This window comes from Psychromonas sp. L1A2, from assembly GCF_009828855.1.
Taxonomy (GTDB): Bacteria; Pseudomonadota; Gammaproteobacteria; order Enterobacterales; family Psychromonadaceae; genus Psychromonas.
The window spans coordinates 1,255,630-1,274,503 of record NZ_WUAG01000002.1 but is presented as its reverse complement, the minus strand read 5'-3'; the positions used below and the strand labels follow the sequence as shown (position 1 = coordinate 1,274,503).

At 36.7% G+C, this 18,874-nt stretch carries 14 protein-coding genes; 6 read left to right on the top strand and 8 right to left on the bottom strand.

Annotated features, from left to right (window positions below):
- Positions 1-54: 54 nt before the first annotated feature.
- Both GQR59_RS15850 and GQR59_RS15845 read right to left on the bottom strand, forming a co-directional pair.
- Positions 55-1,059, bottom strand: a complete 1,005-nt coding sequence (locus tag GQR59_RS15850; protein WP_160064310.1) for a BMP family lipoprotein — start codon at positions 1,057-1,059, stop codon at positions 55-57.
- Positions 1,060-1,472: 413 nt separating this feature from the next.
- Complete coding sequence (locus tag GQR59_RS15845; RefSeq protein ID WP_160064308.1) at positions 1,473-2,909, bottom strand: uracil-xanthine permease family protein; 1,437 nt, start codon at positions 2,907-2,909, stop codon at positions 1,473-1,475.
- 366 nt (positions 2,910-3,275) lie between these two features.
- Here GQR59_RS15845 and GQR59_RS15840 point away from each other — a divergent pair, with 366 nt between their 5' ends.
- Both GQR59_RS15840 and puuE read left to right on the top strand, forming a co-directional pair.
- Complete coding sequence (locus tag GQR59_RS15840; protein ID WP_160064306.1) at positions 3,276-3,602, top strand: aspartate/glutamate racemase family protein; 327 nt, start codon at positions 3,276-3,278, stop codon at positions 3,600-3,602.
- 75 nt (positions 3,603-3,677) lie between these two features.
- Complete coding sequence (puuE, locus tag GQR59_RS15835) at positions 3,678-4,610, top strand: allantoinase PuuE (RefSeq protein ID WP_025564340.1); 933 nt, start codon at positions 3,678-3,680, stop codon at positions 4,608-4,610.
- 150 nt (positions 4,611-4,760) lie between these two features.
- Here puuE and GQR59_RS15830 read toward each other — a convergent pair whose 3' ends face one another.
- The 6 genes from GQR59_RS15830 to GQR59_RS15805 are packed head-to-tail and all read right to left on the bottom strand — an operon-like array spanning position 4,761 to position 11,912.
- A complete protein-coding gene (locus GQR59_RS15830) occupies positions 4,761-5,990 on the bottom strand; it encodes an allantoate amidohydrolase (protein ID WP_160064304.1) in 1,230 nt (409 codons plus the stop codon).
- A gap of 11 nt (positions 5,991-6,001) precedes the next feature.
- The gene (locus GQR59_RS15825) at positions 6,002-7,234 is read right to left on the bottom strand and encodes a pyridoxal-phosphate-dependent aminotransferase family protein (protein WP_160064302.1); all 1,233 of its coding nucleotides are present in this window, start codon (positions 7,232-7,234) and stop codon (positions 6,002-6,004) included.
- Positions 7,224-8,801, bottom strand: coding sequence for a gamma-glutamyltransferase family protein (locus GQR59_RS15820; RefSeq protein WP_160064299.1), 1,578 nt, complete (start codon positions 8,799-8,801; stop codon positions 7,224-7,226). The genes GQR59_RS15825 and GQR59_RS15820 overlap by 11 nt, the downstream gene beginning before the upstream one ends.
- A 4-nt stretch (positions 8,802-8,805) precedes the next feature.
- Positions 8,806-9,996: an amidase gene (locus GQR59_RS15815; RefSeq protein WP_160064297.1), complete on the bottom strand. Its 1,191-nt coding sequence runs from the start codon at positions 9,994-9,996 to the stop codon at positions 8,806-8,808.
- Positions 9,997-10,047: 51 nt separating this feature from the next.
- Positions 10,048-11,052: a bile acid:sodium symporter family protein gene (locus GQR59_RS15810; RefSeq protein ID WP_236546793.1), complete on the bottom strand. Its 1,005-nt coding sequence runs from the start codon at positions 11,050-11,052 to the stop codon at positions 10,048-10,050.
- Positions 11,053-11,093: 41 nt separating this feature from the next.
- Positions 11,094-11,912, bottom strand: a complete 819-nt coding sequence (locus GQR59_RS15805) for a MurR/RpiR family transcriptional regulator (protein ID WP_160064295.1) — start codon at positions 11,910-11,912, stop codon at positions 11,094-11,096.
- Between the two features lie 521 nt (positions 11,913-12,433).
- Between GQR59_RS15805 and GQR59_RS15800 the strand changes: the two genes are divergently transcribed.
- From GQR59_RS15800 to GQR59_RS15785, 4 genes are all read left to right on the top strand, one after another.
- Positions 12,434-13,954, top strand: a complete 1,521-nt coding sequence (locus tag GQR59_RS15800; RefSeq protein ID WP_160064294.1) for a carbon-nitrogen hydrolase family protein — start codon at positions 12,434-12,436, stop codon at positions 13,952-13,954.
- Between the two features lie 992 nt (positions 13,955-14,946).
- Complete coding sequence (locus tag GQR59_RS15795; RefSeq protein WP_160064292.1) at positions 14,947-16,002, top strand: OmpA family protein; 1,056 nt, start codon at positions 14,947-14,949, stop codon at positions 16,000-16,002.
- 409 nt (positions 16,003-16,411) lie between these two features.
- Entirely contained in the window at positions 16,412-18,310 is a 1,899-nt protein-coding gene (locus GQR59_RS15790; protein WP_160064290.1) for a sensor histidine kinase, read from the top strand.
- 28 nt (positions 18,311-18,338) lie between these two features.
- The gene (locus GQR59_RS15785) at positions 18,339-18,770 is read left to right on the top strand and encodes a response regulator (protein WP_442966206.1); all 432 of its coding nucleotides are present in this window, start codon (positions 18,339-18,341) and stop codon (positions 18,768-18,770) included.
- The last annotated feature ends 104 nt before the right edge of the window (positions 18,771-18,874 follow it).

The following is an 18,874-nucleotide window of genomic DNA, read 5'->3' as shown; positions in this document are numbered from 1 at the left end:
TGTTGGCAACAATGAGTTCACAACAAGGAGGCATAATTATTTTTTCGAGGAGATTTAGTACTTACAAGTATTATCACTCATGTAATCGTGTACTTTGATTTCACCAGATACTATTTGTGCTTTGATACCAGCAATTTTGCCTTCCATATCAGGCGTAATTAAGTCTCGGTTGAACTCGTCTAATGCCCAATCTACGCCATTTTCTTTTAGACCAAGATTTTGGATACCAGCAGTAAAGTTACCTTTTTCAGCTGCGTTAAATGCCTCAACAGTCGCGACGCCAACACGTTTAACCATAGACGTTAACATAACACCTGGGTGAATGTAGTTTTGGTTAGAGTCTACACCAATTGCATATTTACCTTCATCAGCAGCGGCTTGATAAACACCAACGCCTGTTCCGCCAGCGGCTGCAAATACGATATCAGCACCTTTACTAAATTGGCTTTTTGCTAATTCTGAGCCACGTGCTGGATCAGACCATGCCGCGTTTGTTGAACCTGTCATGTTTTGGAATACTTCAGCATCTTGATTAACAAATTTTACGCCTTGCTCATAACCACAAGCAAATCGACGAATCAGTGGAATATCCATGCCGCCAACAAAACCAACTTTAGCTGTTTCAGATTTCATTGCAGCAAGTGCACCAACAAGGAATGAACCTTCTTGCTCTTTAAATAGCACAGATTTTACATTTGGTAGGTCAACAACAGCATCAATGATAATGAAGTTACTATCAGGGTATTTAGCCGCTATTTTTTGTAATGGCGTTGCGTATAAGAAACCCACAACAAGAATTGGGCTGAAGCCTTTACGTGCTAGACGTTCAAGACCTTGTTCACGTTGAGCATCACTTGAAGGTACTAATTCACGCACTTTCGTATCAGATTGCTCCATAAATTTAATAACACCATTTTCAGCAACAGCTTGACCAAATGATTTATCAAATTTACCCGTTGAATCATAAGCTACAGCTGGTTTGAAATCAGCAGCATTTGCAACAAGTGAACATAGAGCGATCGATACTGCAGCCGCAGTGGTGGTTAATACTTTTTTCATAAATTGTCCTTAATATATATGTATTGTTGGTTGGTAAAAATAATTCACTATCTATTATCAGTTTTCTACAATAAAAATTATTTACTAAAAGTTATCTACTAAAGTTATCTAATAAAGTTATCTAATAAAAGTTATCTACTAAAATACGCCAAGTTGTAGAGAACGCCATAGTTATTTTTGATAGTTATTTCTGATAGTTATTTGTAATAGCGCTTTACAATAGTTATTCATGTTACTCACTAAGTTTAATGTCGTCGCTTAAATTGCTAAGACAATTATCACACTATCTAAAAACTAATTGAAGAGTAACCGTTTAAAACGATAGTTTCTACAATTGAGCCACACAGCTCTTTTAGATAATGAGAAAGGGGATGAATTGGCTCATTTTCTAACCAATTCAATAAATTTATTTTTTAGTTTTTAATCTCTTTAGACATCTCTTCATTAATCGGAAAGTCTTGAATAATTGGATTATATTGTTCAGGGTAATCACCTAAAAATAGTGTTAGCAAAATAACACTTAAACCACTCGCTGTAATAGGTGAGCCAAAGATACTTTTTACAATGGCACCTAAATCACCACCAATATTAACAGAGATAGTATTAACCACTTCAGGCACTAATAGCACGCCTAGCCCCATACCGAATGAAACGGCGAGCGTTAACATATTCTTTCTGTTCAACTCAACGTGTGTCAGGATTTTCACGCCTGCTATTGCCACAGTCGCGAACATAATAATGGTTGCGCCACCTAATACCGAATTGGGTACCGCACGAAATAGGGCTCCAATATGTGGAAATAAGCCCATGATGATCAAGATAGCGCCAATCCAAACACCAATAAAGCGACTAGCAATACCGGTTAATTGAATTACCCCGTTATTTTGGCTGAACGTCGTATTAGGGAAAGTATTAAATACACCTGCAATTAATGAGTTAACACCATCGCCTAAAATACCTTGTTTAATACGGTTGATGTATGATTTACCGGTGATTGGTTGCTTTGATACCATGCAGTTAGCCGTGATATCACCAGATGTTTCAATGGCTGTAATTAAATAAATTAATGCAATAGGAATAAAAGCAGCGATATCGAATGAAAAACCATATTTGAATGGAATAGGAAGACTGATCACTGATTCAACATGCGTAATAGCACTGAAGTTAACTTTACCCATCATCATTGCTGCTATCATACCAACAATCATTCCTATGATAATTGAAGATAAGCGTACCCATTGATTACCATACTTGTGCGCAGTGATAATACTAACCATTACTAATGCACCTAAAAAGAGGTTATCAAAACTCGCAAAAAGCTCTGGTTTATTGGTTAATAACCATTGGCCGCCAGCTAAATCAGTAAAGCCTACTTTGATTAAACTAATACCGATAATTGTAATTACCGTGCCCGTCACTACTGGTGTAATAACGCGTTTTAATTTATCTACAAACTGACTAACAAAAATCTCAACAAAAGCGCCTAGCACACAAACACCAAAGATAAGTGATAGGATTTCATCGGGACCACCGCCATTTGCTTTTGCAATAAATCCTGCTGCTAATACTGAACTTAAAAACGCAAAACTAGTGCCTTGAACACAGATCATACCTGCGCCAATTCCCATTGGCTTTTTAGCTTGAATAATAGTGCCCACACCAGACACCATCAGTGCCATCGATATCAAATAAGGAATTTCATCGCCTAAGCCAAGCACACCACCAATAATAAGTGTTGGTGTAATGACACCAATAAAGCTCGCTAATACATGTTGTATCGCAGCAAAAAATGACTCTTTGTTCGATGGGTTATCATCAAGTTTATAGATTAACTCAGATTCATCACTCATGTGTATTTCCTTATTAATTAAGTGAAACGATTGCGGCTATTTGTATTATTTTTGCAACGATCGTGCCATTTAATAAAGAACAATAAATATTCATTAAAAACAGTAGTTTATTAATATTTTTAAATTTATTTTAATGAGTTTTAGTTTATATTAATGCTTTATTGGTGCAGTAACCGCACTTTAAGTGCGCAATAAATGGGATCTATGAATGGTTCTTTGAAATATATTTAAAGTATTTATATATAAAAATTTATGTTAATTGTTATATATAAATATAAGAGAATAATCTATGCAACTTATTACTGTTTCCCAATACAGAGATCACTTTTTAGACTGATTAACATTCAGTTAATCGTCGTTTTGAGTGTGAAGTGTGCCACTGATATCGGAGTACTTGACCTTGAGGATACAAGCGAGGATATTTATCTTGAGCTTAAAAGTAAATGTGAAAAATCGATTAAAATTGATGGTGCAGAAGCGATTGTATTAGGTTGTTCTGGCATGTCTGATTTAGCCGTAAGACTGGCTGAAGAGCTACAAGTGCCTGTTATTGATGGTGTATCAGCGGCTGTAAAGCTTGCTGAGTCTTTGCATCAACTTAGTCTGAAAACATCCAAAATAGGTCAATACGGTTTGCCATTTAACAAAGCATTTCATGGTCGTTATCAGCACTGGGATAACAGTAAAAAATAATAAAAGCTGATAATTAATAATAGAGTAATTAATTAAAAAGCAAACTAATCAAAAAGTAAATAAGGATAGTTAACAATGAATAGTGATAACCCACGTGATTATATTGGTTATGGTCGCGATAATGTACCCGATGCTAACTGGCCTAATAAAGCAAAAATAGCCGTTCAGTTTGTACTGAATTATGAAGAGGGTGGAGAGAATTGTGTTTTACATGGTGATGCACATTCAGAAACATTTTTATCTGAAATAGCGGGAGCAGAAGCTTACCCTGAACGACATATGAGTATGGAGTCATTATATGAATATGGCTCAAGAGCAGGTGTGTGGCGTATTCTTAATGAGTTTAAATTACGTGGCTTACCATTAACTGTTTTTGGCATTGCCACTGCTTTAGAGCGTAACCCTGAAGTCACTAAAGCAATTATTGAAGACGGTCATGAAATTGCTTGTCATGGTTTAAAGTGGATCCATTATCAGCATATGCCAATTGAAGAAGAGCGTGAGCACATGCATCAGGCGTTAGATATTATTGAAAAACTAACGGGTACTCGTCCAACAGGTTGGTATACAGGTCGCGATTCTCCTAATACACGAACATTGGTTGGAGAGCAGCGCGGTTTAACTTACGATTCAGATTATTACGGCGATGATTTACCTTTTTGGTCACAAGTACCAAGCTGTGAAGATGGCGAAGATATGCGTCCGCATTTAGTCATTCCTTACACGCTAGATAATAACGACATGCGCTTTTCATCACCTTATGGTTTCAGCCATGGCGATGAATTTTTCCAGTATTTAAAAGACAGTTTCGACTGTCTTTATACTGAAGGAAGTGACAAACCTAAAATGATGTCAATTGGTTTACATTGCCGTGTTATTGGCAAACCAAGTCGTTTTATGGCGCTTAAAAAGTTCTTAGATTACGTACAGTCACATGATGATGTATGGATTGCACGCCGAGATGAGATTGCAAAACATTGGATAGAAAATCATCCTTACTCGGAGTGATTTTTAATTAATTCAAATAGCTTTTTGTTTGGTGTACTCACATAAAAACGGCGCTTAAATACATTATTTAAGCGCCGTTTTTGTCAGTTTTTTTGAACGTTATTTTAAAAGCTATTTTCAAGCACATTTACTGACTATTGTAATGCTTTTTTATACTGCTAGCTTTCTGATCATGTCAGTTAAACAGTCCAAAGCAACGGCAACGTCAGACTCAATCACTTGTTCTCTTGGGTTATGGCTGATGCCTTTTTCACAGCGAACAAATAACATGCCGATATCAGTAATATTGGTCATGACCATCGCATCATGTCCTGCGCCACTAGATAGAAAACACGGCTCTTTTTGAGTATGTTGCTCAACCACTTCACCCCATTTCTGTTGTAAATCATCACTACATAAAACCGCTTCAGCTTGATACAGCTTTTCATGCTGTAAGGTTAGTTGACGCGCTTCAGCGATATCGCTTAATTGCTGTAATAGTAGTTTGCAGCAGTTTTCTAATGTTGATTGAGATTGACTGCGAATATCCACTGTGAAATGAACTTCACCTGCGATGACATTCACTGCACCAGGGAAAACATCACAACGGCCAACCGTTGCTACAATTTGATGTTCAAAGGCAAATTTTTCGATAGCACTGATCATTTGTGCTGCACCAGACATCGCATCTCGTCGCAAAGCTAAAGGCACTGTCCCTGCGTGGCCTGCCATTCCTTTAAGCTTAAATTGATAGCGTTTTGCGCCAGCAATACCGGTGACGACACCGACTGCTAAGTCGAGATCTTCTAATACTGGGCCTTGTTCAATATGCACTTCTAAATAGGCTAGGGTATCTTCTTTGGTTTTTTGATCTTGACCTGCTAACGCTGGATCTAAACCAAAGTCACGCATCGCTTGGGCCATGCTAATACCTTGGCTATCTTGTATCGCTAACCAGTCTTGTTGAAAGCAACCTGCCACTGCACTTGAGCCAATTAATGTGGTGTTAAAGCGCGTTCCTTCTTCGTCGGCAAAAGCCACGATATCGACATGGAAGGGCAGTTCTTCACCAACTAATTGAAACATCGCTTCAATCGCTAATAATACCCCTAAGTTACCGTCATACTTACCTGCATTTGCTACGGTATCGCTGTGAGAGCCGATTAACAGTGTCGGTAATGTTGGGTTGGATGATACTTTTCGGCCCCATTGATTACCTACGCTGTCTTCCCACGTTTGTAGTCCAGCTTGTTGCATCCACTCTTCAATTTGTTGGTGCGCTAATTTATGCTCAGGTGTTAAATAAGCGCGAAGTAGACCGCCTTCCATTGCCGTGAAAGTAGCGAGGTGATCTGCCCACTGCATAATTTTAGTGGCTGCTTCATTACTATTTTGTGGCATGAATTCTCCTTTTAAACAGTGTAATACTGCATTGCAGTAGTCACTGCTTGACCCGGTTGAATATGTGCTTTGTATTTCAATAGAACAGATTCAAGTGCCGCTAAGGTTGTTAACACACATTCTTGTCGTGCGTTAAAGCCCATTGTGCCAATACGCCAAATTTTACCGTGTAATGGGCCGAACGAAGTACCGATCTCAATACCAAAACAAAGCAGTAATTCTTCACGCACTTTATCGCCATCGACTTCATCTGGGATATACACGCCAACCACGTTATTCATTTTGTATTGTTGATTACCGAATAGTTTTAAACCCATTGCTTTTAAGCCCATTGCCATCGCATCACCAGCTTGTTTATGGCGAGCAATTACATTTTCGCTGCCTTCTTCAAGATAAATACGAGCACATTCACGTGCTGCATATAACATGCTAGTCGCTTCAGTGTGGTGGTTTAAACGCTCTGGGCCCCAGTAATCCATGACCATTGCTAAATCAAAATAGTTAGATTGGATTCTTATATCGGCACCCGCTGTATGATGTTCTGCTTTAATGCCTGCTTCGACATGTTTACGGCGGTTAATCACTTCTGCACATTGATCGCTTAAGCTGATTGGCGCACTACCTGATGGGCCACCTAGACATTTTTGTAATCCAACAGAAACCGCATCTAAGTGCCATTCATCCATTTTTAATTCGTTGCCAGCTATAGAAGCGGTTGCATCACAGTAGAATAAAACGCCGTGACGTTGACAAATTTCGCCTATTTCAGCAAGAGGTTGGTTCATGGTGGTCGAAGTATCACCTTGTACCGTAGCTAATAGTTTTGGTTGGAACTCTTTGATCGCTTTTTCTACTAACTCTGGCGGGCAAACTTCACCCCATTCGATATCAATGGTTTTAACCACGGCACCAACACGTTGTGCAATTTCACATAACAAGTGACCAAAGCGTCCAATCACTGGGATTAACACTTTATCGCCTGGTTGTAGAATTGAAACTAATACTGCCTCGATGCCTGCTCGTGCAGTGCCATCAACCAACATAGTTTGTTTATTGTTCGTCTCAAGCACGCCGCGATAAAGTGATTGAACTTGGTTCATGTAACCTGTCATTACTGGATCGTACTGACCGATTAAAGCTGAAGAAATCGCTTGATGCACACGTGGGTATGCGTTGATTGGGCCTGGTCCCATTAATAGACGAACAGGTGGGTTAAGCGTTTCAAATAAAGTATTAGTTGTCATTGTTTTCTCCGAGTAAACTTTGCCCATCACTACGAGGATCGCTAGTTGCGATTACTTTCCCGTCTTGGCCGAGCATAATGGCACCAGCGTGCCCCATTAATTCATTGTTATCTGCCACTGTTGTAATGTCGTGGCCAAGCGCTTGAAGTGTTGCGCCATGTTGTTGATAAAGTTGATTTTCTAAACGTAAGTTATTGGTGCTGTCACCCCATGTTCGGCCTAATAGCCAACGTGGAGAAGCCACTGCATCTGTTAAACTCATATCTTGATAGATATAACGGCTAAATAAGCAGGCTTGAGTTTGTGGTTGACCTTCGCCACCCATTGAACCGTAAACCATGCGACTACCATCATTAAATTCAGCATAAGCAGGATTTAGGGTATGGAATGGTTTTTTACCTGCGGCCAGTACATTGTGGTGGTTAGCATCTAGCGTGAAGCTTTTTCCGCGAATGTTCCAAGTAATGCCACTCGTCGGTAGCACAACACCGGACCCAAATTCCCAGTAAATACTTTGTATGAAACTGACCATGGTGCCGTATTGATCCGTTGCTCCCATCCACACTGTATCGCCTGGTTTAGCTAAATGTGGCCAAGGTAATGCTTTTTCAAAAGAGATGTTGGCCGCACATTGTGCAATAACATCTTCACTTAACCACTCTTGCAAAGGTTTTTGTAAACAAGCGGGATCTGTAATTTGTTGGTCACGAATGATAAAGGCTTGTTTACTGGCTTCTACCAATAGATGAATATGCTCAACCTCAGAAGTGACTTGATCAACGAGACGATCGTAAATCGCTAAGATTAATAACGAAGCTAAGCCTTGGGTAGGGGCGTCTAGGTTATACAAACTGCCTTTTGAAATATCGACGGTCAAGGGTGTTGATACTGTTGCTTGGTATTGATGAAAATCGTCTAAGGTTAATGGGCTGCCTGCTTCAGCAAGTTGATCTGCCATTTGCTGTGCCAGTTCACCACGATAGAAATCATCTAAACCTGCTTTTGCCAAGTGTTTAAAGGTCTCTGCTAACGGTTGGTTAGTCAGCTTATCATCTACTTTTAGTACTTCACCTTGATTCAAAAAACGTTCTGAAAAAGCACTTAAATGGCTTAAACGAGAGAAGGTCTTTTCGCTGGCATCGACTAGACTTTGCGTTATCTCAATACCTTGTTCAGCGGCATCAATAGCGGGTTTAAGTAGTGCGTTTAATGTGTGATTACCTGTATTTAACGTTAACGCTTGTTGCCATCCCGCAATGGTACCTGCCATGGTTAATGCTGCATTACCGCCACTTTCTGGTAGCTCATCCGCTTGTTGGCGATAGCTTTCAACATCTATATTCAGTGCCGCTGCGCCACAAGCATCAATCGCGATTGGTTTTTCACCTGCTTTACAAATGAGCCAGAATCCATCACCACCAATACTGTTCATGTGTGGATATTGCACGGTTACCATTGCCGCAGCTGCAACCATTGCTTCACTAGCGGTCCCGCCTGCGTCTAATATTGCTTGCCCAGCTTGCGCTGCTTTATAATGAGGTGCGGTAAATGAGGTTTGAAATGCCATTTTGTTATTCTCCTTGCCATAAGCTAAAACCCGTTTCGATCAAGTCAGCTTCTTTATCTGCAATACTCATTAACGAGAAACCACAAGGACCTTCCGTTAGACCTTGCATCGGTAGGTGTAATTGTGGGAAACCTGCTAAACCAGCAATGCTGGTTAATCCCATTAACTGTGAACGATATTCAGCTAATTCATCACCTGCCATTGTCAGTGCTGGTGGACCACCGGGTGTCGTCGGTAATATCCATAATCCGTGCATCTCATCAAATAGAGACAAGAGCTTTTGTTGGAATGTATGTTGTTGTTCTTTCGCTTCAATATATTGTTGTTGAGTAATAGTGCGTGCCCAAATGACACGTTGCATAATAGAGGGATCTAATGAATCGCCATGCTCTGTTAACCAAGCGTCATGCCCTTCAATAATTTCAAAGCCTTGGATAGTGCGGAATAATAAACTTAAGCCATCAAGAGTTTGTTCTGTATCGGCTAATAGGTTACAGCTTAATAATTCGATATTCGCTTCTACACACCAATGCTTGAGCCCACTTAATCTTTGTGGGCTAAGTTGATTTGCTAAGGTGCTATCAAGGTAAAGTGTTGTCGCTTTTTGCCCTAGTTGTTTTTGCTCTACCAATACATTAAACACAGTGGATAACATGGTTAAGTCTTTGCTAAAAACACCTGCGGTATCAAAGCTTTTGGCAAGCTCAAAAGTATTGTCTAAGGCTAATTTTCCCAGTGTCGGGCGCAAGCCAAATAAACCACAATAGCTTGCTGGAACACGTACCGAACCTCCGGTATCAGTTCCAATTGAGAAGTCTGCTTCACCGTTAGCAACAGCAACTGCGCTACCACTTGAAGAACCGCCGGGTAAACAACCAGGTGCAAGAGGGTTCACTGGCGTACCGTAATGAATATTTTGACCATTTAAGCTATAAGCTAATTCATCAGTTTGTACACGTCCTACACAATTAGCGCCTTGGCCTAGTAGTTTTTTAATTAGGCTAGCCGTTTGTTGTGCTGGCTCATGGCTTGTTAACCAAGCTGGGTTACCTGCTCCTGTGGTATAACCTTTCACATCAAATAAGTCTTTAAATACAAATGTTAATTCACTAAGCACGCCTTCAGCCGTTGCAGTTAAGTTGCTTGGGCCTTGGATGCAATAAACACGAGTGTCTTTAGTTGTTGTTTCATTCATATTTAAAGTTCCTTTTATATAATGTTGTTAATATTTAGTGTATCTAAATAACTAGTTACTTGAAGCTGGTTTCGTTTGTTCGCTTTGTGCTGCATAGCGGCTAGCTAATATTGCACAATAGAATATCTGAATTGGGTGATACAACATGATAGGTAACAAGATCATCCCAAGATCTGGGTTACTACCAAAAATAACAGTGGCCATTGGAATACCAGCAGCAAGGGTTTTTTTAGTTGCACAGAAAACAACAGCGACTTCATCAGCTCGTTCGAATTTACTGCGGCGTGCTCCCCATTGAATAAGGTGCACCATACATAACAGCACTACGATACAAATAACGATTGAGGTAATCAGCATTTCTATTGTGAATGTGCTCCATATACCGTTTGCTACAGAGTCACAAAAAGCGTTATAAACAATTAATAAGATGACATATTTATCAACTTTACTGACCACCGATTTATGTTTTTGTGCAAATTTTAATAATAATGGACGTGCTAATTGACCAAGAATCATTGGTAATAATAATAATTTTGAAATAGAAATGATTGATGCCATTAAGTCTAGCTCTACACCTTCAAATCCCATAAATGCTTGGATTAATAATGGTGTAATAAAAATTCCTAAAATGCTTGAAAGCGATGCATTAAAGATAGCGCCAGGTACATTACCTTTACCGACACTGGTCATTGCTACTGAAGATGAAATCGTACTTGGCAAAACAAATAGATAACAAAAACCAAAGGCTAAAGCAGCTGGCATATAAGCTAAGAAAACATCCCCAAAAATAACCCAAAGTAATGGGTAAGCAACGAAGGTCGCTAGCTGGATATAAATATGCATGCGCCAGTTACTAATACCTGCTTTAATGGCTGATGGTGATAGCCCTAAACCATGCAGGAAAAATACAATGGCGACTCCAATACCAGTGATTTTATCAAGATGAATTAAACCACCGCTTTTACCTACATCGGCACTAATGGCTGCTAATGCAATTGCCACGACCATGCCCACTAAAAACCATTCTTTTTTAAGCTTACTTATAATATTTATCATCTATTTATATACTCTTTCGATCCGTTTGATTATTCAGTTAACTACTCTAATTCATTGAGTTTTGAGTAGTTGACACTTATTTTGCTGCTAACTTTGGTGGCATTCCCTTTTAGTAATTGATAAGTATTATTAACCAAGTGAGAAATTAAGCTCATTGGTACTGAATAACTATCGAGTGGTGTTTCATTATTCATGTGGCATATCAATAGATGACTCGCTCTCGATGCATATTTTTGCCCCGATTGATCAGTGATCAATAATGTTTTGTTATCCTGTAATTGTTCTAGCATGTTAGAAAAGTGATTAACTCGTCGACGGATGCCTATCACAATCACAAAGTCAGTTTCTTCAATCGCGGCTAAATCTTCCCCTATCGTTTGTCCGGGTAAAGGCAGTAATTCTACGTTGCCACGACATTGCATTAATTGTTGTCGAAAATGCATCGCTAATGGGTAACTGTTGCGGTAACCGATAATTTTAATGCGTGGTGCATTAGCAAGATTGTGTATAAGAGGCTCGAGATCGGTATTGTTGATTTGTTCACGTAAAAGCTCTAGTGCTTGGATCTCTTGATGAAAATCACAATTTTCCAATGTCTTGGTTAATACGGGTTCACCGCTTTCCCGGACTTGTAAGAGCTCATTACGCAATGACAGATGATCTGCATAACCTAAACGGCGAATAAAACGACTAACACTGGTTTTAGAAACTGCACACTCTTCAGCTATGTCATTGGTTGACATGATCAGAATTTTCTCTGGATTAAGCAGTAAATAGTCAGCTAAGCGACGACTATTCGCTGTTAATTCAGAGTAATGATGGTTTATTCTATCGATTAATGAGTGGCTATTGTGTGTCATTTTCCATTCCTTTTCCTTTCACTGATTGTCCTTTTATTTTTTATATTATTTCAAATAACTTAGAAAATTTACTGTACTTTTGTTTCAGAGAGAGTGATTTAAGTCTTAACCTATTTCTAATAAGTGATTTAGGTAAATATTTATTAGTCAAAAGCTGGTTAATGTTTGAGATTATATATTTTTATAACGCTAAGTGAAACGATCGAAACTTTATTTGTTATTTTTGCAACGAACGTGCCATATTTTTAAGTGGATAAAGTTTCATATAAAACAGTAGGTTATTTTTTTTCATGAAGTGTTAGATAAATTTTTAACGCTATTTTTTCTTTCTTAGTGCAAAACATGCACTGTAAAAGAGCAGAGTATTAAGGTTTTGTAGCAAAGAATAATAATTTCTAATGACTTTATATTTGATCGTATATACAGATCATACTGTTCTTATTTTTTATATTGTTATTCTCTGTAAACAAATGAAAAACTAAAATATACTCAGACCTTTATACTCACTGTAGGTTTTTTTAATGCAAAACATAGAGAATGTAGAATTATCATTTTTAAGTCTTGATGACTATCAAGAACTGAAAGCGGCCATGATTGACGCTTATACTAGTCTTGCTGACCCATACTGGGAAGAGCATCAGATTGAAACCTTGATTAATAAGTTTCCCGAAGGACAAATCGTTATTAAGGTTAACGACCATATTGCTGGTTGTGCCTTGTCTATTAGAGTTGATTACGATGCCTTTGAAGAAGCGCATACTTATAACGAAATTACTGGTAATGATACTTTCAATACGCATACATCTTATGGCGATACGTTATACGGTATTGATGTTTTCATTAAAGCAGAGTTTCGCGGTTTAAGACTTGGACGACGTCTTTACGATTACCGTAAAGAGTTGTGTGAAAGATTAAACTTAAAAGGCATTACTTTCGGTGGGCGTATTCCAAATTATCATAAATATGCCGATAAAATCTCGCCTAAAGAATACATTGAAAAAGTAAAACGCAAAGAGATCCACGATCCAGTTTTAAACTTTCAAATTTCTAATGATTTTCATCCTGCGAGAATTTTAAAGGGTTACCTTGAAGGTGATAATGGCTCTAATGATTACGCAGTATTGTTGAAGTGGAGTAATATTTATTATGAAAAGCCAAATAAAGAAACGGTTCCTACTAAGAAATTAGTACGTCTTGGTCTAATACAATGGCAAATGCGTTCATATAAAAATCTTGATGAGTTAATGGAACAAGTTGAGTATTTCGTTGATGCTGTCGCTGGTTATCGTTCTGATTTTGCATTATTTCCTGAATTTTTTAATGCACCATTAATGGCTGAAAATAACCATATCAGTGAACCTCAGGCGATTCGTGAATTAGCGAAACATACAGAAACAATCGTACAGAAATTTACCGATTTGGCGATCAGTTACAATATTAATATTATTACAGGTAGCATGCCTGAAATTGTTGATGATCGACTGTATAACGTTGGTTATTTATGTCGCAGAGATGGCACTAAAGAGCGCTTTGAAAAACTCCATGTAACACCCGATGAAGTTAAAGTGTGGGGAATGGAAGGTGGGACTCAGCTTAAAGCTTTTGACACTGACTGTGGAAAAATTGGTGTATTGGTCTGTTATGACTCAGAGTTTCCTGAGTTAAGCCGAATTTTAGCCGATGATGGTATGGATATTTTATTTGTGCCGTTCTTAACTGATACACAAAACGGCTATTCACGTGTAAGGGCTTGTTCACAAGCTCGAGCTATTGAAAATGAATGTTATGTGGCTATTGCAGGTGGGGTAGGTAACTTACCTAAAGTGCATAATATGGACATACAATATGCACAGTCTGCTGTATTTACACCTTGTGATTTTGCTTTCCCTGCTAATGGCGTTAAAGCTGAAGCAACACCTAATACTGAAATGATATTGATTGCGGATGTCGATCTTTACTTATTAAAAGAGTTGCATCAGTTTGGTAGTGTGAAAAATCTAAAAGATAGACGAACTGATTTATTTGAATTAAGAAAACGTTAGCACTATGTTTGTATGAGGTGATGCTTATGTAAGTATCACCTCATACAAAATAAATGAGTTTATTTACTTTGGTATCAATCAACTCATATAAATTAGCTGTCGTTTTAAATTGAAATTAAGATAGCGAGTAATATTTAGGCATTATATTATTTGCTATCATTTGTACACCACACCGAATAAAGCGTCTTTTTTGACTATTATTTATATATGTAGATCTTAAATCCGTGTTAATTCTCTGCAAAAACGTTTTTTATAAAAAATAAATTTTATAGCAAAGGCTAACTTACCCCGTATTTTTGGCAAGTTGTACTCGGTAAATAGCTTCCTCTAAAAATAAAGATATTTTTATACTGATTAAAGATAAGTATAAATACATTCCTTTATCTCACAAAAAAACTGATATTAATCAATCCAATATCTAACTTTTAATTATTTTTAATTAAATAGTGATCTTATTTAATCTTATTTAATCTTATTTACGTACTGTCTGTTAGACAATCTTATTGTTCTTTTGTCGCTGTCCTTTTATAGACTTTAATTTTAGCTACTTTAAAAATTCTAAGTAGAGATATAACAAAGTATTATACGTTTATTAAATTTGCTTTATAATAGACCGTTCTTAGAATTTTTATCCTATACTTGGGCATGCTAGTTATTTTATTTATCATTATTTTTATATCGCATTAAATAATGAATACTAAAATATTTATACCACTAGTGAGATGTTTTTATGTTTTACTTTGTTTTTAATTTGACTTTAAATTGGTTTATTACTAATTAAGTTTATTAAATACATTGGTAATAAAGGACAGTTTTTTGAAGAACCTTTGGGAAGTGTTTATATTCTTGACCTTGCCAGCATTTAATTTGCAAATTAAATATCAGAATGATATTTTTTGCTAAAATTATTATTTTTTATTGTGTTTTTTAAGTGTTTATATATAAAGATAATCACTTTTTTACTCAATTAACTAATCAAATGGAATACCGATATGATGAAACATAAAACCTCACTTCTTGTTAGCACATTATTACTTACTCAGTTTTCTGCAGCTAATGCAGCTCAACCAGATGCTGAAACACTAGTAGGTAATGTTTACGGTGGTTTACACGGAGCTTATTTAGAAGCTGATAGCGATCGTTTAAACACTAGTTCATTTAACCGTGCAGGTGGTTACGGTGCTGAATTAGGTTACCGTCTTTCTGCTCCTGTAGAACTTCGTTTATCTTACTCTCGCTTTGAAGCTGAACTTAAGCGTGGTAGTAACATTCAAGGTATTAATAAATACGGCTTAGATGCACTTTTCTTCCCTACAGAGAAAAACCTTTACCTATTAGGTGGTCTTAACGCTTTAGATTTTAATACTGATACAGAAGCTGCTCTTAATGTTGGTCTTGGTTATCGTCAATACTTCACTGACCAATTTGCAGGTTACGTTGAAGGTAAAGGAAGCTACCAATTTGATGGAAACTACGCTGATGCTATTGCTCAAGTAGGTATTGTTTACTTCTTTGATACTAATGAAAAAGTTGTTCCAGTTAAACCTCAGCCTGTTGCTTACGTTGCACCTGTTGCAATCGATACTGACAAAGATGGCGTTGTTGATGGTAAAGACCAATGTGCAGCTACACCAATCAATGATAAAGTTGATGAAGTAGGTTGTACTATTTTTGAAAAAGAACGTCTTTCTTACCGTTTATTAGTTAACTTTGATAACAACAAAGCTGTTGTAAAATCTGAGTACTACTCTGAACTTGCTAAAGTTTCTGCTTTCCTTAAGCAATACCCACACGTAAACATTACTGTTGATGGTTATACTTCTGCAGTAGGTAAAGCTAGCTACAACCAAAAGCTATCACAAAAACGTGCTGATGCGATTACTGGTTTACTAACATCTGAATACGGTGTTGATGCTTCACGTCTTACTGCTATTGGCCACGGCGAAACAAACTTACTTGATTCAAGTAACACTGCCGAAGCAAGCAAAATGAATCGTCGTATTGAAATCAATATCGAAGAAACTCGTAAAGTAGCTGTAGAACGTTAATCGTTAATATAGTTTTATAATTTCAAACCCCTAATTCGTTAGGGGTTTTTTTTCTCTTAAATTCGTTACCCACTCGATAAACTGTTGTTTAATCGTTACCTTAAACCCTTACTTTTAATGTCATTTTTGATTTCTTAAACCGTTTTTACTATCAATAACTTTCTTTATTCTTTCATAAGGATAACTTTATTAAATGATTTTTATATTAGCTATACTTACTCATGATCTAACACTAGAATAAATGATATAAAATAGATGTTAGGTAATTTAAAATATATAATTATTAAAAAATTACTTATATAGATATACGTCAGTAACGTTCATTTGATATCACCTCTGTCTTATACCAATTTACCCACCATAATCGAATTGTGAATATACAATTTATGTGTTTAAAAGGATTTTAAAGGTGAACTCAATTTCTATTAAGTCTCTAATTTTAGCTATTATTATAAGTTGTGTTGGTATTGTAAGTACCTATTCAGTCTCGGTACAAGTCCGTAATCAATTAAAAACAGAGAGCTATTTAAAAATAGAGAATACAGCAGAGCAAATCTCTATTCGTTTTCAGGATGCAATTGATAAATCAGTTAATGACTTACAAGGCTTACAGGCTTTTTATAGTGCAAACGAAGAACACTTATCTCAGGATGAATTTAATCAATATATGGAGGTTTTGGATATAAAAAGTCGTGTTTATATTCAAGCGCTGAGTTGGGTGCCTTTAATAAAAGGCAATGAAAGAAAAGAGTTTGAAGCACTATTAAAAACACAACATGTAAACTTCAATATCACAGAAAACAACAAAGAAGGGAAGTTAGTTACTAGTAAAACTAAACCTTATTACACGCCTGTTGCATATGTCAGCCCTTATGATTTCAATAATAAAGCCATTGGCTTTGACTTAAATAGTAATGATGTACGTCGTCGCTCATTAGAGTTTGCCCGAAATAGTGGGAAAATGGTCACCACATCAAAAATTCAATTAGTACAACAATTTGACGATTCAGCTGGTTTTTTAATTATTGCACCAGTCTATAAACAAGGTTTTCCTATTGGTAATGTTGAACAACGTATTGATGGCATATTAGGTTATACGACGGGTGTTTTTAGAATTGCTACCTTGATGGAAAATACTAAAGCACGTGCCGATATTGAAGGTCTAGAGCTGACTTTATTGGATATTAACAAAGAAAATGGCAGTTTACTTTATGGGCGGGATAACCAGAATCCATTTTTTAGTTTTGATTTAACTATTCCGGATCGTAAGTGGCAATTAAACATGGCATTAAGTGAGGATTTATTAAAAGATATAGAATCTCCTTCTGTTATTAAATGGATTTTAGCAAGTGGCACTGTTATTAGTTTATTATTAGCCTTTGCAGTTTATGCTTTACAAGTCGCTGTTATTAGAGCGAAAAATATAACAGTTTTAAGTGATGAATTAAAAAATCAAAATCATCGATTAGAAAAGACTGTGGTAAAAAGAACGCAATCTTTAGCTGATAAAAATACAGAATTAAAGGCTCATGTTGTTGAATTAAAAACCCAGCGAGTACTCTTATCTCGTTTAATGAAAGAAGCTGAGAGCGCTAAAGTACTAGCTGAGCAACGCTCTATTGATCTTGCTCGCTCTAACAAAGATCTGGATGACTTTGCTTATGTCGCATCACATGATTTAAAAGCACCATTACGTGGTATTGACCAATTAGCAACTTGGGTTGTTGAAGATATTGAAGAAGGTAATTTAGAAGAAATACCTGATCATCTTAAGATGATGCGAAATCGAATAGGACGTTTAGAAACACTGTTAAGCGATTTGTTAACTTATTCTCGAGCTAATCATCAAAAAGTAAGTTTTTCAGTTATTAATAGTCATATGTTAGTGAATGACTTATTTATGTTAGTTGCACCTTTAAATGGCTTTACTTTAACGATTAACGATCAGTTACCTACTTTTTCAACCTTTAAAGCTCCTTTTGAACAAGTGATACGAAACTTGTTGAGTAATGCCATAAAGCACCATCATAAAGAAGAGGGATGCATTGAAGTTGGCTGTATAGATACAGGACTGTTTTATGAATTTAGCATTAAAGATGATGGGCCTGGAATTTCTTTGCAATACCAAGAAGATATATTCAAAATGTTTAAAACTTTAAGACCACGAGATGAAGCGGAGGGAAGTGGTATGGGACTTGCGTTGATTAAGAAAATTGTTGAACATTATTCTGGAGAAGTAAGAATCGAATCAAGTGAAGGTCAAGGGTGTACTTTTTACTTTACTTGGCCGAAGGAAATTACTGAATAAAGCCAGTCAGCAATAAATAAAGGAATAAATAATCATGAGTGAAAAGTATAACGAAGTCAGTATTTTGTTGGTAGAAGACGATGATATTGATGCTAAAGCAGTTGAAAGAGGTTTTAAGAAACTTAAATTAGCGAACCCAATTGTTAGAACAAAAAATGGATTAGAAGCATTAGAACTGCTACGTGATCCAAGTATAGTACAAAGGCCTTATTTGATCTTATTGGACCTGAATATGCCAATTATGGGCGGGATAGAGTTTCTACAAAATATACGTAAAGATGAAAACTTAAAAAACACGATTATTTTTGTACTGACTACATCGTCAGCAGATGAAGACTTGGTCGCTGCGTATAACGAAAATATAGCTGGGTATATTGTTAAGTCAGATGTCAAAGGTGGGTTTGATAGAGTAATTCAATTACTTGATTGTTATTGGCGAGTTGTCATGTTGCCAAAATAACCCGTTTAGAATGCTAGATATAATTTATGAGCTAAATATAGTTATTCGGTGTTTTGTATAATAAATTTTTATAAAAATGAACTTTTAAACAATAAAGTGGATCA